This window comes from Lapillicoccus sp. (genome assembly GCF_025353065.1).
In the GTDB taxonomy this organism is placed as follows: Bacteria; Actinomycetota; Actinomycetes; order Actinomycetales; family Dermatophilaceae; genus Lapillicoccus.
Map to the genome: position 1 here is coordinate 1 of NZ_JANXRJ010000274.1, position 18463 is coordinate 18463.

The following is an 18463-nucleotide window of genomic DNA, read 5'->3' on the forward strand; positions in this document are numbered from 1 at the left end:
CGACCCCGGCTGACCCCGGCTGACCCTGGCTGACCCCGGCTGACCCCGGCTGACCCGGACTGACCACGGCTGACCTCGGCGGGCGGGGTCTGGTGGGCGGGGTCAGGCCTGGCCGGTCTGGCGGAGCACGTCCTGGAACCACTCGGCATCGGTGTCGAAGGCCTTGCCGCCCTTGATGCGGTCGAACTCGATGGCGCGCAGCTCGTCGCCCTGCTCCTCGTCGTGCCCGACGACCCCGGACGTGCCCGCGCGGGCGGCGTCGACGGCGACCTCGACCATCTCGCGGATGAGTGCGAGGTCGGCGGCGTTGGCGGGCGCCGAGCGGGAGAAGTACCCGCTCTTCTGGACCATGGTCTTCTCCGCGCCGACTCGGCCCCCGAACTGCTTGGCGAACCAGGCCCCGGGGTTGACCGCGTCGAGCTTGACGTGCCCGAAGGGATCGCGCGGCACCTCCTCGCCCGCCGTCTCCAGCTGCTCGACGATCTCGGTGACCCCGGCACCCTCCGACAGGAAGATGTTCACGCAACCGATGTCGTCCATCACGGCCTGGAGGCGGGTGGCCTCGGCGTCCATGTCGATGGCGAGCTCGGGCACGTAGACGGCGTGGATGCCCCAGCGCTCGGGGGTCAGCCCGATCGACGGCACCCACTCGCGGCCGGCGTGCCAGGCGAGGTAGTCGCGCGCCGTCGCCCCGGTGAGCCACCCGCAGCCGCGGCCCATGACCTCGTGGACGATGAGCATCCGGGGGTTGGCGCCGTGCTCGGCGAGGACGTTCTGGGCGAACCGCGACCCCTGCTCGGCGGCGGTCATGGCTCCGAGCGACTGCCGGATCGGGATGATGTCGTTGTCGATGGTCTTGGGCAGGCCGACGACCGTCAGGTCGTAGTCACGGGTCGCGAGGTGGGCAGCGAGGTCGGCGGCGGTGATGTTGGTGTCGTCGCCGCCGATGGTGTGGAGGACGTCGACCCCGTCGGCGCGCAGCCGCTCGGCAGCGACCTCGAGGGGGTCCTGTCCCTCCTCGATGAGGCCGCGCTTGACGAGGTCGGCGGCGTTGGTGAGCTTGACCCGGCTGTTGCCGAGCGGGCTTCCGCCGTAGCCGTGGAGGAGGTGTGCCGAGGCGCGGGCCGCGTCGTCGACGACGACCTTGTCGCCGGTGAGCACCCCGTGGTAACCGTGCCGGTAGGCGACGATCTCGACGTCGGGCAGCAGCTCGGTGTAGCGCTCGATGAGGCCGCCCACCGACGAGGAGAGGCAGGGCGCGTAGCCGCCGGCGGTCAGGAGGGCAACGCGGTGGAGGGCCATGCTGCGACCCTAGGGCAGGTGGGATGCCGCGCGTCACCATGGTCGGTGTGCACGCGACTCACGCCGGCGGGCCGGCTGGTCAGGCGGTGCCGGTGTTGTGGTGGTCGATGACCTGTCGGGCGACCTCGGCGAGCTTGAGGTTCATGTCCTGGGACGCGCGCCGCAGCAGGTCGAACGCCTGGGTGTCCGGGATCTTGTGGAAGGCCATCATCAGGCCGACGGCTTTGCCGATCTCCCGGTTGCTCGCCAGGCCCTTGGCGAGCGTCTCGGCCTGCTCCCGCTCACGCACGGCCGAGATGGCCACCGAGGCGAAGGACGCGAGGATGATGCCTTGGTCCACCGAGGTCTCGGTCAGGGCCCCGACCCGGTCCGAGAAGAGGTTGAGCGCACCGACCTTGGCGCCCGCGACGACCATCCGGAAGCCGGCGCCGCCGCGGACCGACGTCTCGGCGACGATGGCCTTCCCGAGCTCGGGCCAGGGACTGGCCGAGACGAGGTCCGACTCGAGCTGGGGCCGGTCCTCGATGATCGCGTCGAGGCAGGGACCCTGGTTGAAGATGCGCTCGAGTCCGTCCACGGTGCGAGCCACGTCGTCGCTGGCCGCGACCGTCAGGAAGACCCCGCGGTCCTCGATCATCAGGCTGGCGTGGTCGCACCCGTCGACCAGCCTGGGAGCGGCGGTGACGATGGCCTCGTAGATCGCCTCGAAGTTCCCCGCGGCATACAGCACCTGTGCGAGCCGGTCGAACATCTCGCTCGACCGAGCCGGGTCTGCTGATGGCGTGTCCGGCGTGCGGTCGGGTGCGGCGGCCGGCCGGTCGCTGGCGCCCTGCGGGTCGGTGGAGGTGGTGACGGGACCGGACATGCGGGTCCTCCTCGAGGAGGGTGGTGGGACGAAAATTGTATGCCGTCCCGCTGGGTCACGACCGCAGGTCCGCTGACCCATCGGTCCTGCCCCGGGCTTTGAGCCGATGCCCAGCGACCCCGCCGTGCGACGGAAGACGGGCGGGGCGCGCGCAGGGTCAGGCGACCTGGCCGAGGGTGGGCGCGAGGACGTCCCGCAGCTGGGCCAGGAGACGGGTCAGGATCCGCGAGACCTGCATCTGGCTCACGCCGAGGTGGTGGGCGATCTCGGCCTGGGTGAGGTCCTGCCCGAACCGCATCGCGACGACGACCTGCTCGCGCCGATTGAGGAGCCCGATCGCGGCGCTGAGCGCGACCCGGTCCTCGACGAGGTCGAGGTCGTCCCCCTCGGCCGGCAGGACCTGCGAGAGCGACGGGGAGTCGTCGGAGGGCCGGTAGTCGAAGGACAGGGTCGTGAAGGCCGTTGCCGCCTCCTGCGCCAGGTCGAGCTCCGAGGCGGCGACGCCGAGCTCGGTGGCGAGCTCGGGGGCGGTGGGCGGCCGGTGGAGCCGCTGCTCGAGGTCGCGACTGGTCGGTCCGACCCGGGCGTGGAGCTCCTGAAGCCGTCGGGGGGGCCGAACCGCCCAGCCGTGATCGCGGAAGTGGCGTTTGACCTCGCCGGTGATCGTGGGGGTCGCGAAGGCGGGGAAGGCCACCCCACGGTCGCTGTGGAAGCGGTGGACGGCCTTGACGAGGCCGAGACGGGCGACCTGCACGAGATCGTCGCGCTCCACCCCGCGACCGCAGTAGCGGTTGGCGATGCCGTCGGCGAGCCCGAGGTTGAGCCGCACGACCTGGTCCTCCAGGTCCGCCTTGGTGAGCACGTTCGCGGCCGCGTCCCGGCGGGCGAGGAGCACCCCGGTGCGCAGGGTCGTGGTGGTTGCCCGTTCCGACCCGTAGGTGAAGTGGGCGGGCGCGTCGGCCGGCTCGGAGACGGGCTTGGCGCGGTCGGTGGTCGGGACGAGGTCCTGGACGATCACAAGTGCTCCTGCGGATGCCGAGATGAACAAGTCGGCGCCACTGCTGGACCACTGAGGACAACAGAATCATTATTTCCCGGCAAGGGCAAGCCACCCGGTTTCGGACAGTATGACCTCGGGTATCTCGCCAGGGTTCAGCAACACGGTCAGCACCATCAGGGGGACTGCCGGCAACACCAGGGGGACTGCCAGTGGGGCCGTCTCCTCGTCGTCCCGTCATCGCCGGGACGTCACCTCGATGAGGAGGTCGAATGAAACGTGAGGAGAGGCTCTCGGTCCGGGAGCTCATCACCGCCCTGGCCCGGCTGGAGGACGAGCTGCGGACGGCCGACCCACCGTTGACCGACGACGAGGACCGCCAGCGCCGGCTCGAGGCCAGGGAGCTCGCGATCCTGGAGGAGCTGCACAGCCGCAGTCCGGACGTCGCCGGTGGACGCAGTTGGCCTGTCTCGCAATGCGACTCGGCCCTTGAGCCGGATGCAGGCGGAGGGGGGGAGGCCGGTATGCCGCTGGCGGGGGAATCAGCTGTGCAGGCGGCGGGGGAGTCAGCCGTGCAGGCGCTCGCCGGCGACCCAGACGCCGGCCGTGTCGGCGGTGGTGCCGAGGGCGAAGACCTTGGCGAGGGCCTCCTCGGCACTCGTCGCGTGCCGCAGGACGAGGTCGGCGGTGGTGCCGGAGGGCGGTCGTAGCCAGACCGCGTCGAAGGCCATTCCGACGGAGAGGTCGCCGACCTGGTCCCCGAGCCCGAGCGCCAGTGCGCCGGCCCGGGTGGCGAGGTGGAGGAGGTGTGCGGGCCTGAGCGGCAGGCCCGCGGGTCCGAGGAGCTGCTGGTGGAAGTAGGCCTGCAACCCCTCCTTGAGCAGCGAGAAACCCGTGCCGGCCCCGACGTCGGAGCCGAGGGCCACCGGGACGCCGTGCTCGAGGTGACGACGCATCGGGAACAGTCCGCTGCCGAGGGCGGCGTTGCTGGTGGGGCAGTGGGCGACCCCCGCTCCCTGAGCCGCCAGCAGGGACAGCTCGCGGTCGCGGACGTGGATGTTGTGCGCGAAAACGCTTCTGCCACTGACGAGTCCGTGCCGGTCGTATGTGTCGAGATAGTCGACCGACCTCGAGAAGAGCCGGGCGACCTCGGTGATCTCGGCGAGGTTCTCGTTGAGGTGGGACGTGAACCAGGTGCCCGGGACGTCCTTGCCCAGGGCGGCGCAGGCGTCGAGCAGGTCGTCGCTGGAGGAGAGCGAGAAGCGCGGGGTCACGGCATACCGGGTCCGGCCGGTGCCGTGCCAGCGCTCGGCGAGGACGCGGCCCTCGTCATAGGTGCGCTGCGGGGTCGAGAGCAGCTCCGGTCGAAGGATGCGGTCGCTCACGACGAGCCCGGAGGTCACCCGGAGGCCGACCCGGGTGGCCTCGGCGAAGAGGGCGTCGACGGCGCTCGCGAAGTGGCTGCCGAAGACGAGCGCGGTTGTGGTGCCTGCCTGTACGAGTGAGCGGACGAACTCGTCGGCGACGGTCGCGGCATAGGCAGGGTCGGCCAGTCGGGCCTCCTCCGGCAGGGCGCAGCGGTCGAGCCAGTCGAGCAGGGGCAGACCGAGGCCGCCGATGGCGCGCACCTGGGGGTAGTGAACGTGGGCGTCGACGAAGCCGGGGACGACGAGCCCGCCCCGCAGGTCCACGACCTCCTCCTGGGGGTGGTCGCGCCGGATCTCGACGTAGGGGCCGCGGGCGCGGATGACGCCGTCGACGACGAGGAGACCGGCGTCCTGCTCGCTGCGCAGCTCGCCTCCCGTGAACGGGTCGTCGGGGGTGTCGAGGACGGTCCCCCGGAAGACGGTCATCGACGGGCTCGCCGGAGGCCGCGGGCTCGGTCCTGCTCGAGGAGGCGCAGCAGGTCGGCGGCCACGCTGACGGCGATGGTCGCAGGGTCCTTGCCCTCGAGGTCGGGCCGACCGATGGGGGTGGTCACGCGCGCGAGGTCGGCGTCCGTGTGGCCCTCGGCCCGCAGCCGGACCTGGAACCGGCGCCACTTGGCCGAGCTGCCGATCAGGCCGATCGAGCCGAGGTGGGTCGAGCGGAGGGCGACGTCGACGAGAGCGGCGTCCTCGGCGTGGTCGTGGGTCATCACCAGGACGTGCGTGCCCTCGGGCACCTCGCCGATGACGAGCTCGGGGACGGGGCAGTGGTGGGGGTGGATCGTCGCCCGCCCGCCGCCGAGCTCGACGAGCCGCTGCGGCTCGACGTGGTCGGCGCGCGAGTCGACGAGGTGGAGCTCGAGGTCGTGCCGCGAGAGGATGCGGGCCAGCTCGTGGCCCACGTGGCCGAGGCCGAAGATCGCGACGGCGGGGACGACGGCCAGCGGTTCGAGCAGCACGGCCACCTCGCCGCCGCAGCACTGGACACCGTGCTCCGCCGGCACTTTCTCGTTGAGGGACAACGACATCAGCTCCGGTATGCCGCGCGTCGCGGCCTCGGTGAGCAGGGTTCGGGCGCGGGCGACCGCGGTCGCCTCCAGGTTGCCGCCACCGATGCTGTCCCAGGTCCGGTCGGCCGCGACGACCATCTTGGCGCCGGCCTCCCGCGGGCTGTGGCCCCGCACCTCGACGAGGGTGATGAGGACACCGGGACGGCGTTCGCGCCGCAGCTGCTGGACCGCACCGAGCCAGGTCATCGGTGGGCTCCCACGTGCTCGCCCGGACCGGTCGACTCGTCGTCGACTGCCCCCGCCGCCCCCGCGTCGGCGGCCTCGCCGTTGGCCCAGCGCTCCGAGATCGGGTGCAGCGCATGGGCATCCGGTCCCGGCTGCGCGGGCACGATGCCGTGACCGCCCTCCACGAGGTGGCTGCCCTCGACCAGGTGACGGTGCTCGGCCTTCGTCCCGGCCGCCCGGGCCCCCTCGAGCGCCCAGTAGACCGCCTCCGGGGTGGCCGGTGAGGCGAGGTCGACGCTGGTGCCGGGTGGGCCGAAGGCGGCGGCCGCCTGGCGGAGCGCCTCGCGGACGGAGAACGCGAGCATGAGCGGTGGTTCGCCGACGGCCTTGGAGCCGTAGACGACGCCGTCCTCGTGGGCGTCCTGGAGGAGGCTGACGTGGAAGACCTCGGGCATCTCGGAAAAGCTCGGGAGCTTGTAGGTGCTGGCGGCCTGGGTGGCCAGCCGACCCCGCGTCGGGCCGTCACCGGTGTCCCACCTCAGGTCCTCGAGCGTGAGCCAACCGGCGCCCTGCACGAAGCCGCCCTCGATCTGGCCGATGTCGACCAGCGGCGACAGGCTCTCGCCGACGTCGTGCACGATGTCGACCCGCCTCGTGCGGTAGGCGCCGGTGAAGCCGTCGACCTCCACCTCGGTGGCCGCGACGCCGTAGGAGAAGTACTTGAAGGGCTCGCCCTGCATCAGGGACGAGTCCCAGTGCAACCCCTCGGTGCGGTAGTAGCCGGCGGCCCAGAGCTGGACCCGCTGGAAGTAGGCCTGGCGCACGAGCTCGGCCCAGGGGATGCACGCGCTCGGGTCTCCGACGCCGTGCACCTGGCCGCCCTCGAACCGGACGTCCGCCGGGTTGATCCCGAGCCGTCCGCCGGCCACCGTGCGCAGCCGCTCGATGATCTGGTCGCAGGCGTTCTTCACGGCGCCACCGTTGAGGTCCGCACCCGAGCTCGCAGCCGTAGCAGAGGTATTGGGCACCTTGTCGGTGCGTGTCGGGGCGAGGCGGACGGTGGGGAGCGGCACGCCGAGGGTGGTGGCGGCGACCTGGAGCATCTTCGTGTGCAGGCCCTGACCCATCTCGGTGCCGCCGTGGTTGATGAGCACGGACCCGTCCTTGTAGACGTGGACGAGCGCGCCGGCCTGGTTGAACGCGGTGAGGTTGAACGAGATGCCGAACTTCACGGGGGTGATCGCCAGGCCTCGCTTGCTGTCCTCGTGAGCGAGGTTGAAGGCGGTCACCTCGGCGGTGCGGGCCGCGAAGTCGCTGGTCGTGAGGACCTGGTCCCACGCCGTCACCACCCGCTCCGGGTGCCGGACCGGCTGGCCGTAGGGGGTGGCCTGGCCGGCGGAGTAGAAGTTGCGTCGGCGCAGGTCGGCGGCGGCGATTCCCAGCAGGGGGGCGCAACGCCCGAGGACGTCCTCGATGACGAGCATCCCCTGGGGGCCGCCGAATCCGCGGAACGCGGTCTGCGAGGTCTTGTGCGTCCGGGCGATCCGCCCGTTGACCCGGACGTCGGGGATCCAGTAGGCGTTGTCGATGTGGCACAGCGCCCGAGCCAGCACCGGCTCGGAGAGGTCGAGGCTCCACCCACCGTCGGCCGTGAGGGTGGCGTCGAGCGCCTGCAAGCGTCCGTCGCCGTCGAAGCCGACCCGCCAGGTCGCGTGGAACCCGTGCCGCTTGCCCGTCATCGTCATGTCGTGGTTGCGGGTGAGGCGCAGCCGGACGGGCCGACCGGTGAGCGTGGCGCCGAGGGCCGCGATGGCGGCGAACCCGTGCGGCTGCATCTCCTTGCCGCCGAAGCCGCCGCCCATCCGCAGGCACTGGACGGTCACCTCGTGGCTGGCGAGACCGAGGACGTGGGCGACGATCTCCTGTGTCTCAGAGGGGTGCTGGGTCCTGCTCTGGACGAAGATCTGCTCGTTCTCGTCGACGAGGGCGAGGGCCGCGTGCGTCTCGAGGTAGAAGTGCTCCTGGCCGGCGAACTCGAAGTCGCCGCTGAAGACGTGGGTGGACCGGTCGAGCCCGGCCTCGACGTCCCCCCGCTCCAGGTGCGGCTGGGCGCCCTGGAAGCTCGCGACCGCGATGGCGTCGGTGACGGTGACGAGGGAGGGCAGCGGTTCGTAGTCGACCACGACGGCCGAGGCGCCGAGGCGGGCCGCCTCGAGGCTCTCGGCGAGCACCCAGCAGACGGCATGGCCGTAGAACATCACCTCGCTGGGGAAGAGCGGTTCGTCGTGCTTGACCCCGGCGTCGTTGACCCCGGGGACGTCGTCTGCGGTGAGGACCCGGACCACCCCGGGCACGGCGTGGGCCGGTGTGACGTCGAGCCGGGTCACCAGGGCGTGGGCGTGGGGCGCCTGCACCGGGAAGGCGTGCAGCACGTCGCGGGTGCGGGAGACGAGGTCGTCGGTGTAAAGGGCCCGACCGGTCACGTGCAGGGCCGCGCTCTCGTGCGGGACCGCTTCTCCCACAACGGAGTTGCGGGGTCGATCGGAGAGCGTGCTCATGCGTCGGCCTCCTGCCGGCCGGGGTCAGCGGGCTGCGCGTAGAGCTTGAGCAGCGAGGTGCCGAGCATGGCCGATCGGTATGCCGCGCTGGCCCGGTGGTCGTCCAGCGGCGTCCCCTCCCGGCGCAGCACGGCGGCCGCCTCCTGGACCGTGGCTCGGTCCCACGGCCGGCCCTCCAGGGCCGCTTCGGTGGCGATCGCTCGTAGCGGGGTGGCGGCCACCCCACCCAGCCCGATGCGGGCGCGGGTCACGACGCCGTCGGTGACGTCCACGGCATACGCGATCGCGACGGAGGAGATGTCGTCGAAGCGACGCTTCGCGATCTTGTGGAAGGCGGTGATCCCGGCCAGGGGCAACGGGATCCGGATCGCGCGGATGAGCTCGCCGGGGTGCCGGACGCTCTGACGGTAGCCGGTGAAGTAGTCGGCCAGCGGCACCTCGCGATCGCCGGCCACCGAGGCGAGCACGACGCTCGCCTCGAGGGCCAGCAGCGCCGGTGGGGCATCGCCGATCGGTGAGCCGGTGCCGAGGTTGCCGCCGAGGGTGGCGCCGTTGCGGATGAGGCGGGAGGCGAACTGGGGGAACAGCGCGGCCAGGAGCGGGACCCGACCCGCAAGCAGGCGCTCGATCTCGCTGAGGCTGAGTGCGGCGCCGAGCTCGATGACCGTGTCGTCGACCTCGACGGTGCGCAGCTCGGGCAGGCGGTCGATCGCGAGGGCATGGGCGGCGCGCGTGCCGCGGATGTTGACCTCGACACCCCAGTCGGTGGAGCCGGCCACGAGGACGGCGTCAGGGTGCTCGGCCAGGAGAGCCAAAGCCTCGGGCAGCGTTGCGGGACGGTTGAACTCGCCGTCGGGAGCGGCGACGTGGGTGCGTTGAGGCGGGGGGGCGGGACGGGTGAGCCGCTCGGCGAGAGGGTCGGCCGGGTCGGGGTGACCGAGGGCGTAGGCCGCGTCGCGGATCGGGCGGTAGCCGGTGCACCGGCAGAGGTTGCCGCTCAGGGCATGGAGGTCGAAGCCGTTGGGGCCGTGCTCGTGGTCGCGCTCCTGCTCGTCCGGCGCGATCTCGGCGGCCACCCGGTCGGCGCGGTAGTACTCCGCGGCCATGCTGCAGACGAACCCCGGCGTGCAGTATCCGCACTGCGAACCGCCGCGGACCGCCATCTCGTACTGCGTCGGGTGCAACGCCGTCGGCGACCCGAGCCCCTCCGCGGTGACGATCTCCTGGCCGTCGAGCGAGGCAGCCGGCACGAGGCAGGCATTGATCGCCGTCCACCGGGTGCGGTCGTCGCCGTCGGGACGGGCGACGAGCACCGCGCAGGCGCCGCACTCGCCCTCGGCGCAGCCCTCCTTGGCCCCCGTGAGCCCACGGTCCCGCAGCCAGTCCAGAGCGGTGGCGTTGGCCCGGATGCCGAGGAGCGTGCAGGGCGCACCGTTCACGATGAGGCCGCCGGTGCTGCCCTCCGTGGGGGCCGGGCGATCGAGCTGCGAGGTCATGTCCACTCCTGTCACGCCACCATGGGCTGTCGGTTCCGCTCGTCCGCATCGGGCGTCGTCGTCGAGCGAGGCGGAGCAGCATGGTTCGGGTGACGCCGACCCGGTGGTTGTCCATGCGAACGCCGGGCCGTGGTGTCGAGAATAGCCGTCGGGTCCCTACCCCACCCCCCGCTTCTTGCTTCCGGATGGCCCGAATGTGCCCTTCGGAGGGCTGGAACGGGCGTGTCGGAAGCAACAAGCGGAGGGGGTGGTGGTGGGGAGGAGGGGTGGGTCAGGTCCCGCGGTAGGTCGAGTAGCCGAAGGGGTTGAGCAGCAACGGGACGTGGTGGTGCTGGTCTGCGTCGGCGATCGTGAAGGCGACCACCACCTCGGGATAGAACGCGGTCGTCCCCTCCCCGGCGAACCAGCCGCCCGTGTCGAAGGTGAGGCGGTAGTCGCCCGCCGGGAGCCGCTCCGGACCGATGGTCGCGATCCTCCCGTCGGCGTCCGTCGTGCCGTCGCCGAGCGGGGCGCCGGTGGCGTCCGCCAAGGAGACCCGCAGGCCGCGGGCGGGCCGGCCGGCACTCGTGTCGAGGACGTGGGTGCTCAGGGTGCTCATCGGACGATCTCCTCCAGTCGCAGCAACGCGATCTCGCGCAGCTGGGTGATGACCTCGGCCCGCTCCGCCTCGTCGGTGGAGGCGAGCCGCCGGTCGAGCTCCTGCAGGATCCCCGGCGCCGAGCGGCCCGAGGCGCGGATGAGGAACACCCGGTCGAACCTCCGTTCGTATGCCGCGTTGCCGGCCGCCAGCCGGGCGGCCAGCTGCAGGTCGCCCGGGTCGACCCCGGCCTGCTCGCGGCGCGAGTGCTCGGCGTCGTGGGTGGCACCGGCCCGCTCCCCGATCCTCGGGTGGCGCGCCAACGCGGCCTCGAGCTCCTCGTCGGTGAGCTGCCCGGCAGCGCGGGCAGCGCTCTCCTGCAATGGTGCCCACGCGGCATACGGGCGACCGGCGAGGACCTCGTCGGCCCAGCGGGGGACGGCCAGGCAGCTGAGCAGCCGGGCGCGGGCCTCATCGCGTGGCAGGGTGTCGAATGCCTCCACGCGGCCCGGAACACCGGACCCACCAGACGGGATCGTCGTCATCGGGCTCAGTAGCCCCTCGTCCGGGCGGTGCCGATGGGGTCGGCGCCGGCGAGCAGGTCGTCGAACCGGTGTCCGGCGATGCGCGAGATCTCCACGAGCGCCGTGGCGTGCTCCTGCGCGGGGGAGTTCTCGAGCCGGTCCCGCCCCTCGGTGACGACCTGGTCGAAGGAGGCCCGGTCACGGACGGAGAGCACGAGCGGGAAGCCGAACCGGTCGCGGTAGGTCGTGGTCAGCTCGCCGAGCTCGTCGTGCTCGGCGTCGCGCAGGTGGGTCAGGCCGAGGGAGGCCTGCTCCGTCTGCGAGGCGAGACCGGTCGTGCCGGCCGCGACCGCGTCGGACCCGAGGTCGGGGTAGGCCGCGATCAGCTGGCTCTCCTCCTCCGTCGAGGAGGAGAAGAGGGCCTGCTGGAAGGCGCGCCGCAGGTCGTTGGTGTCACTGAACGGCCTGCGCTCCCAGGCGTTCTCGATGAACGACGACGGTCCCTGGTAGATCGCGCCGAAGGTGTGGACGAACTCGTCTTTCTCCATCCTGTTGACCTCGTCGAGCCGGACGCTGTCGCCCGGACGGCCGGCCACCGCCGGGCCGCGACCGCTGCCGAGGTGGTGGAAGACGATGTTGAGGACGATGGCTGTGATGCTCCCGAGCGTGATGCCGCTGCCGAAGATGATCTGGGCCCATCCGGGCACGGCCTTCGAGACGTCCGGCTGGACGGTCACGAAGACGGCGAGACCGACCGCCGTCGAGACGATGACGACGTTGCGGTGGTCGTGGAAGTCGACCTTCGAGAGGGTCTGGAAGCCGACGACCGCGACGGTGGCGAACATCGCGAGGGCGGCGCCGCCGAGGACGGGGTGGGGCACGCCCTGGACGATGGCGCCGGCCTTGGGGATGAGCCCGATGAGGATCATGATCGCGCCGGCGGTCGCGACGACGTAGCGGCTCTTGACCCGGGTCAGCCGGACGAGCCCGACGTTCTCGGCGAAGCAGGTGTAGGGGAAGGAGTTGAAGACGCCGCCGATGACGGTGGCGAGCCCGTCGGCCCGCAGGGCACGGCCGATGTCGTCCTGGGTGATCCGCTTCTGGACGATCTCGCCGGTCGCGAAGACGTCGCCCGTGGTCTCGACCGCGGTGATGAGCATGACGACCACCATCGAGATGATCGCGGCGACCCCGAACTTCGGCCAGCCGAAGGCGAACGGCGTCGTGACGCCGACCCAGGCCGAACCGCCGACCTGGTCGAAGTGGGCGTCGCCGAGGGCCCAGGCGACGAGGGTGCCGACGACGAGCCCGACGAGGACCGCGACCGTGGCCATGAAGCCGCGGAAGACGCGTTGGACGATGACGATGAGGGCGAGGGTCCCCATGGCATACGCGAGGTTGCGTCCGCTGGCCGGGTCGAGCGTCGGTCCGGCTCCACCGACCGCATCGGCCGCGGCGACGGGCAGCAGGGCGATGCCGATGATCGTGATGACGGAGCCGGTGACGACGGGCGGGAAGAAGCGGATCAGCCTGCTGAAGAACGGCGCCACGAGGAAGGTGACGAGGCCGGCGACGATGACCGCGCCGTAGATGGCGAGGAGGCCGTCGGTGCCGCCGCCCGCCGACAGACCGATGGCGATCATCGGCGAGACGGCGGTGAAGGTCACCCCCTGGAGGAGCGGCAGGCGCACCCCGACCTTCCAGAAGCCGATCGACTGGATGATCGAGGCGATGCCGCAGGTGAACAGGTCGGCGTTGATCAGGTGGATGAGCTGCTGGGCGTCCAGGCCGATCGAGTTCGCGAGGAGGATCGGGACGATCACCGCGCCGGCGTAGAAGGCGAGGACGTGCTGGAAGCCGTAGATCGCGAGCCTGCCCGGTGGCAGGACCTGGTCGACGGGGTGCCGCGGTGCGGCGCGGTGCGGTGGGGTGGCGAGCGTGGAGGACATCGTTGGCCTGCTCTCGTGGGTGTGGTCCCGGGGGACGGGAGGGGAGGTGCCGAATGGGAAGCGCAGGTGGGGGAAGCGCAGGTGCGGGAAGCGCAGGTGGGGGAAGCGCAGGGAGGGTCAGCAGAAGCCGGGCGTGGCGAGCCAGGCGTTGCCGGGGTCGGAGGCGTCGTCGCGGGTGACGGTGGCCTCGATCAGGCCGTAGGGTCGGTCTGCGGCGATGAACACCTCACCCGGGTTCTCCACGCCGAACGGCGACAGGTCGACGAGGAAGTGGTGCTTGTTGGGCGCCGAGAACCAGATCTCGGCGACCTCGGCGTGGGCCTCGAGCGCGGCTCTGCCCATGGCGTAGAGGCTCTCCTGCAGCGCCCGGCTGTAGGTCGTGGCGAAGGTCTCGAGGAGGATCCGTCGGATGTCGTCGAAGGCGGTGTTCCACTCGGTGCTGCCGACCGCCGACTCCTCGTAGCGCCAACGGGCGACGAGCGAGGTCGCGAGGATGCGGTCCTGCGCCTCCGGGAGGGTCGTGTAGGAGTCCTTGAGGAAGCCGATGAACTCGGAGCCGGTGGACTTGAGGACGACGAGGTCCTGCAGGCCGGACACGACCCAGGTGCGCCGATCATCACCGCGGCCCTCGACGGTGACGACCGTGGTCCGGGTGTCGCCACCGCGCCGCATGAAGGCGTGGTCGTGGCCCTGCGGCCCGACCGGGATGCGGTCCCACGCATACTCCTCCACCGCGACCCGCGCCGCGGTGGTCGCCTCGGCGGCGTCGAGGAAGTGGGCGCCGAGGACCAGGGCGTACTCCTCGGGGGAGACGATGCCCTTCTCCTTCGCGAAGGCGAAGGCGGTGTTCTTCTGGGTGTCGGTCGGCAGGACGCGCGACTGGTCTCCGTGGGTGTGCGCGGCAGCGAAGTCGCCGCGCAGCGAGGTGGAGACGTTGAGGTCGCGGATCTCGTGGCGTGCGGTGTCGCGATAGATCCGGACGACCCGGTTCTCCGCCTTGCCGTACTGGTTGGGCCCGAGGACAACGCTCATGCTGACTCCGCTCGGAGATCGGCCGACCGGGGGGCGGGCGGGCTACGGGAACGATAGGGCGGTCGAGCCGGGACGTCAACAGTTTGTTGAAATCGGTGGTCCCGTCGGGTGAACCGCGCGGCTACCCGCGGTTGAGGTAGTTGTAGACCGTGAAGCGGGTCACGCCGAGCGCCTCGGCGACCGTCTCGGCCGACTTGCGCATCTCGAAGGCGCCGCGCTCCTCGAGCAGGCGGACAGCGCGCTGCTTGCCGGCCCGGGGCAGGTGGGCGAGGGCGCCCCCGAGCTCCTTCTCGACCTCGGCGATGAGCCGGGCGAGGCCGTCCGAGAGGTCGCCCGGACCCTCGCTGCCCACGGCGCCGGACGGGGTGGGGAACCGCACGTGGAGGACGGGGTCACCGCGCCACTCGAGGGCGAGGTCGTCAGCGCGCGCCTCGCCGGCAGGCACGAGGTGGGCACCGGTGCGTTCGAGGAGGGGGCGGACGGCCTCGGCCAGCGCTTCGACGACGTCGGCCGGCTCCGCCGTCATCGGATCCACCGTGGTCGTCGACGAGGTCTTCTCGGTCACGACGGACCGTTCTTCGGGCGGGTGGAAGGGGTCGGGCGGGGCGTGTCGAGGTGGTCCCCCTGCTCGCTGACGCGTTCCACCTGGAGGGTGAAACGCGTTGCGCCGGAGGCGAATGCGGCGGCGAGGACGGTGGCCAGCGTCGGAAGCAGGACCCGGTCCTCACCCTCCACCATCGTGCCGAAGGGCCCGAGGTCGGCGTCGAGCCCCGCCTCGGTGAGCAGCGCCGCGGCGTGCGTGACGTGCTCGGGGGGCTCTCCCTCTCCGGTGAAGGGCTCCGTGGTGAACTCGGCACGCACGCGCATGCCGACGAGGGTAGCGCCCCGGCATACTGACGCCAGGGAAGGCGCCGACCGCCTCTCCGCACTCGTCGAGGAGCCGCGGGCGGTCGGCGACGCACCATCCGCCGGCTCGGCCCGCCCCTCCGCCCAGAAGGTGCTGGCGACGGTCCGCGACCGCGAGCGGCCGCTCCGCGGGCGGATCCACGTACCTGGGAGCGAGGTGTCCGCCTCGGCTCCTGAGGGCGGTTCTCCGAGGCCCCACGCCTGTGCTCAGGACAGCGGCAGCGTGACCGGGAACTCCTTCTTGGGGATGTCGGTGCCGTCGGATCCCTTGGCCGCGACCCGGCGCAGGGCGACGTAGGCCTTGTCGGACCCGGCGGGCTTGAGGAAACCGGCGATCCAGCCCGTGCCGCTCTTTCCGGTATCGACGGCCGCGAGCGGTGTATGACCGGCGGCCGTCATGGCAGCGTGTACGGCGTCGCTGCCGGCGGCCTCACCGGAGTACTGCTTGCCCTGGACTCCCCAGGTGAAGTCGGAGTCACCCATGCCGGCGTAGTACTTCGAGCCGGCGGTGACCTTCACCTCGACGAGCACCAGCTCGTCGCCGCGCGCCTTGATGGCGGACGCGGCGGCGGGGATGGGGAAGTTGCGGATGACGCTGACGACGACGGCCTTGTTGTCGAGGATGTCGTCGGTCACCGTCGTGCCCACGGCGATCTTCGCGCCCGATGCAGCGGGAGCGCTCGGTGTGCCGGTGTCGGAGGAGGACGGGCTGTCGCTCGTGCTGGCGCTCGCGGAGGCCGTCGAGGTCGTGCGGCCGGAGCTGGTGCTGCTGGCGGCCGGGGCGACGACCGTGGACGAGCTGCCACACGCGGCGAGGGCCAGAGAGATGGCGACGGCGGCGGTGACGCCTGTGATTCGGGTGTTCATGAGATGTCCCCCTGTGGACGTGTGGATCGAGCAACGGTCGTGCGAGATCCGGTCTCGCCTGCGTGGGCACGACACGGACGCGTCAGCATGAGGCCAACTGCCCGAAGGGTAACGGATCGGACAGGCAATAACATTTCGGTCGCCGCAGGAGCCTGGCCGCTGCGGTGCTGCGAGGATGACCGCATGGCTGGTCAACTCGACGAGCGGCCCAGCGTCACGGCCGACCAAGCGGCCGATCTGCTGGGAGTCAGGGTGCAGACGATCTACGCCTACGTCAGCCGCGGTCTGCTCTCCCGAACGCACCGGGTCAACGAGAGCGGGCGGCGCGTCTCGGGTTTCGACCGCGAGGAGGTGCTTCGGCTCGTCGCCGAACGGACCCGGCACCGCGCCGGCTCGCTCGACGTCCTCCTCGAGACCGACGTCACGATGCTCGATCCCCAGGGCCTGCTCGCCTTCCGGGGCGTCGCTGCGCTCGATCTGCTCGACCGGCCCTTCGAGGCCGTCGCCGAGCTGTTGTGGTCGAACGACGGCGCGTCGAGCGACGGTGCGTCCGGCGTCCACGATCCCGCGCAGTGGAGGCTGCGCGAGGACGACCGGGTGGTGGTCGCGACGATGGCCGCAGCCCTGCCGCCGGGTGCCACCGACGTCGACCGGGTGCGGGCAGCCGTCGTCGCGCTCGCGGGCACCGACCCGGATCGGGGCGACACGGGTCGGGAGCACGTGGCCGCGGTGGGGCGTCGCGGCATACCGGCTGGGGTGGCGTCGATCCCGTTGCGGCAGAAGCCGATCGAGGACGACGGCCCGCTCGAGGTGCGGTTGTGGCCGCACCTCACGGCGTCGCCGCCGACGGCGCCGGGACTCGAGGCGCTGCGGGCGGCGCTCATCCTCCTCGTCGACCACGAGCTCGCGGCGTCGACGATGGCGGCCCGGATCGCCGCGGGCACCGGCGCCGACCCGTGGCTCGTGCTGCTCACGGGTCTCGCCGCCCTCGGTGGTCCGTTGCACGGGCGCAGCAGCCTCGCGGTCGAGGAGCTGTTCGCGGCTCGCGCTGCCCGCGACCCGGCGGCCGACGACCTGTCCGGTCACCGGACCGTCCCGGGCTTCGGGCACACGGTCTACGTCGACGCCGACCCTCGGGCGGAGGCGCTGCTCGACCGGGTGGCGCGGCTCGACCCCGGGGGATGGCCGCTGGTCGAGCAGCTCCTTCTCGACGTCAGTCGCAGTCACGGGTTGGCTCCCAACGTCGACCTCGCGCTCGCCGCGCTCGTGCGGGCGTGCGACTTCGCCCCCGGCTCGGGCGAGACGATCTTCGCCCTCAGCAGGATGGTCGGCTGGCTCGCCCACGGCCTCGAGGAGGCGCCGCAGGGGCTGCGCTTCCGGTCGCGCGCCGTCTACACCGGGGAGGTGTGAGGGGGCCAGACCCCTGACGTCCGCGCCGACGCGACACCGGTATGCCGTTCGCGCGGACGCAAGGCGGTGGGTCGGTCAGCCGCGGTCGGCGAGCGGGGGGACGGGCTGCGGCGGCGGAGGACCGGCATACCGGGCACTGGGCCGGATGATCTTGCGGTCCCGGGCCTGCTCGAGGATGTGTGCCGTCCACCCCATTACGCGGCTGACCGCGAAGGTGGGCGTGAACATCTCGCGGGGGACGCCGCACTCGTGCATGACGACGCCGGCGTAGAACTCGACGTTGGCGCGCAGCACCCGGTCGGGCCGGCCGGCCGCGAGGGCCGCGTCGATCGCCTTCTCGGAGGCGACGGCGAGCTCGGCCAGCGGTCCGCCGAGCTCCTGCGCCGTCTCCCGCAGCAGCTCCGAACGGGGGTCGGCGCCGCGATAGATCGCATGCCCGAAGCCCATGATCCGCCGCCCGTCCGCCAGCTGGGCGTCCGCCCACGCCCGAGCCCGGTCCGAGGTGCCGATCTCGTCGAGCGACTCCAGCGCCCGGCTCGGCGCCCCACCGTGCAGCGGGCCCGAGAGGGCGCCGAGGGCGGCGACGACGCACGCGGCGACGTCGGCGCCCGTCGAGGCGACGACCCGCGCCGTGAACGTCGAGGCGTTGAAGCCGTGGTCGACGGTGAGGCAGAGGTAGCGCTCGAGCGCGCGCACCTCCCGCTCGCCCGGCTCCGCGCCGGTGATCATCCAGAGGTGGTTCGCGGTGTGCCCGAGCTCGGGCCGTGGGGCGCGGGGCTCGAGGCCCTGCCCCCGCCGGTATGCCGCGGCTGTCAGCACCGGGACGAGGGCCGCGAGCGTGATGGCGTCGCGCTCGCGGCCGGGCTCGTCGAGATCCCACACCGGCTTGAGGTCGAGCAGCCCGCCCGCAGCGGACAGGCCCGTGCGGAGGTCCGTCATCGGTGAGGTCGCGCCGCCGTCCCGGCCGACCGCGTCGAGGGCGGCTCGCACCTCGGGAGTGAGGGTCTGCGCTGCGGAGATGGTCGCCCGGAACGCGGTCAGCTCGCCGGCGCTCGGCAGGTGGCCCCGCAACAGGAGGTGCCAGACCTCCTCGATGCTGCAGGAGCGGGCGAGGTCGACCGCGTCGTACTGGCGGTAGTGGTAGAAGCCGTGGTCGCCGCGGACGTCACTCAGCCCGGTCGTCGCGACGACGACACCGGCGAGACCGGGAGGGATGGGGGCGAGCGGCGTGTTGGAGCCGGCGGATCCGGTGGTGAGGATGCTCATGGCCCCACGGTCGGTCCGGCCGTGGCGACGGGTCAACGTTGACGCCGTCAAC

The 18463-nt window shown here is 72.1% G+C and carries 16 protein-coding genes; 1 reads left to right on the forward strand and 15 read right to left on the reverse strand.

The features are described 5' to 3' along the window. Positions 1-102 precede the first annotated feature (102 nt). The 14 genes from Q0R63_RS20080 to Q0R63_RS20145 form a co-directional block, all read right to left on the reverse strand. A complete protein-coding gene (locus Q0R63_RS20080; protein WP_295701434.1) occupies positions 103-1302 on the reverse strand; it encodes a pyrophosphate--fructose-6-phosphate 1-phosphotransferase in 1200 nt (399 codons plus the stop codon). 79 nt (positions 1303-1381) lie between these two features. Next, a complete protein-coding gene (locus Q0R63_RS20085; protein WP_295701436.1) occupies positions 1382-2167 on the reverse strand; it encodes a GAF and ANTAR domain-containing protein in 786 nt (261 codons plus the stop codon). Between the two features lie 157 nt (positions 2168-2324). Continuing rightward, a complete protein-coding gene (locus tag Q0R63_RS20090; RefSeq protein ID WP_295701439.1) occupies positions 2325-3185 on the reverse strand; it encodes a sigma-70 family RNA polymerase sigma factor in 861 nt (286 codons plus the stop codon). Between the two features lie 545 nt (positions 3186-3730). Then, the gene (guaD, locus tag Q0R63_RS20095) at positions 3731-5017 is read right to left on the reverse strand and encodes a guanine deaminase (protein ID WP_295701443.1); all 1287 of its coding nucleotides are present in this window, start codon (positions 5015-5017) and stop codon (positions 3731-3733) included. Then, positions 5014-5847, reverse strand: a complete 834-nt coding sequence (gene xdhC / locus Q0R63_RS20100) for a xanthine dehydrogenase accessory protein XdhC (RefSeq protein ID WP_295701445.1) — start codon at positions 5845-5847, stop codon at positions 5014-5016. The genes guaD and xdhC overlap by 4 nt, the downstream gene beginning before the upstream one ends. Further along, positions 5844-8384 carry a xanthine dehydrogenase molybdopterin binding subunit gene (gene xdhB / locus Q0R63_RS20105; RefSeq protein ID WP_295701448.1) on the reverse strand — a complete coding sequence of 847 codons (2541 nt, stop codon included), beginning with the start codon at positions 8382-8384 and terminating at the stop codon, positions 5844-5846. The genes xdhC and xdhB overlap by 4 nt, the downstream gene beginning before the upstream one ends. Beyond that, positions 8381-9880: an FAD binding domain-containing protein gene (locus tag Q0R63_RS20110; protein ID WP_295701451.1), complete on the reverse strand. Its 1500-nt coding sequence runs from the start codon at positions 9878-9880 to the stop codon at positions 8381-8383. Before Q0R63_RS20110 ends, xdhB begins: the two co-directional genes overlap by 4 nt. Positions 9881-10151: 271 nt before the next feature. Further along, positions 10152-10478 (reverse strand): hydroxyisourate hydrolase, encoded by a 327-nt coding sequence (uraH, locus tag Q0R63_RS20115; protein ID WP_295701456.1) that lies wholly within the window; start codon positions 10476-10478, stop codon positions 10152-10154. After that, positions 10475-10960, reverse strand: a complete 486-nt coding sequence (gene uraD / locus Q0R63_RS20120) for a 2-oxo-4-hydroxy-4-carboxy-5-ureidoimidazoline decarboxylase (protein WP_295701458.1) — start codon at positions 10958-10960, stop codon at positions 10475-10477. Before uraD (Q0R63_RS20120) ends, uraH begins: the two co-directional genes overlap by 4 nt. Positions 10961-11007: 47 nt before the next feature. Beyond that, positions 11008-12930 (reverse strand): 2-oxo-4-hydroxy-4-carboxy-5-ureidoimidazoline decarboxylase, encoded by a 1923-nt coding sequence (gene uraD, locus Q0R63_RS20125; RefSeq protein WP_295701461.1) that lies wholly within the window; start codon positions 12928-12930, stop codon positions 11008-11010. A gap of 117 nt (positions 12931-13047) precedes the next feature. After that, complete coding sequence (gene pucL, locus Q0R63_RS20130) at positions 13048-13962, reverse strand: factor-independent urate hydroxylase (protein WP_295701463.1); 915 nt, start codon at positions 13960-13962, stop codon at positions 13048-13050. Between the two features lie 121 nt (positions 13963-14083). Then, positions 14084-14527 (reverse strand): helix-turn-helix domain-containing protein, encoded by a 444-nt coding sequence (locus tag Q0R63_RS20135; protein WP_295701466.1) that lies wholly within the window; start codon positions 14525-14527, stop codon positions 14084-14086. Continuing rightward, on the reverse strand, positions 14524-14829 hold the full coding sequence (locus Q0R63_RS20140; protein ID WP_295701468.1) for a thiamine-binding protein: 306 nt from the start codon (positions 14827-14829) through the stop codon (positions 14524-14526). The genes Q0R63_RS20135 and Q0R63_RS20140 overlap by 4 nt, the downstream gene beginning before the upstream one ends. A 246-nt stretch (positions 14830-15075) precedes the next feature. After that, positions 15076-15735 (reverse strand): hypothetical protein, encoded by a 660-nt coding sequence (locus Q0R63_RS20145; RefSeq protein WP_295701471.1) that lies wholly within the window; start codon positions 15733-15735, stop codon positions 15076-15078. A 183-nt stretch (positions 15736-15918) separates the two neighbouring features. Between Q0R63_RS20145 and Q0R63_RS20150 the strand changes: the two genes are divergently transcribed. Beyond that, positions 15919-17145, forward strand: a complete 1227-nt coding sequence (locus Q0R63_RS20150; RefSeq protein ID WP_295701474.1) for a citrate synthase — start codon at positions 15919-15921, stop codon at positions 17143-17145. Between the two features lie 75 nt (positions 17146-17220). Here Q0R63_RS20150 and Q0R63_RS20155 read toward each other — a convergent pair whose 3' ends face one another. Beyond that, positions 17221-18411: a citrate synthase gene (locus Q0R63_RS20155; RefSeq protein ID WP_295701477.1), complete on the reverse strand. Its 1191-nt coding sequence runs from the start codon at positions 18409-18411 to the stop codon at positions 17221-17223. Between the last annotated feature and the right edge of the window lie 52 nt (positions 18412-18463).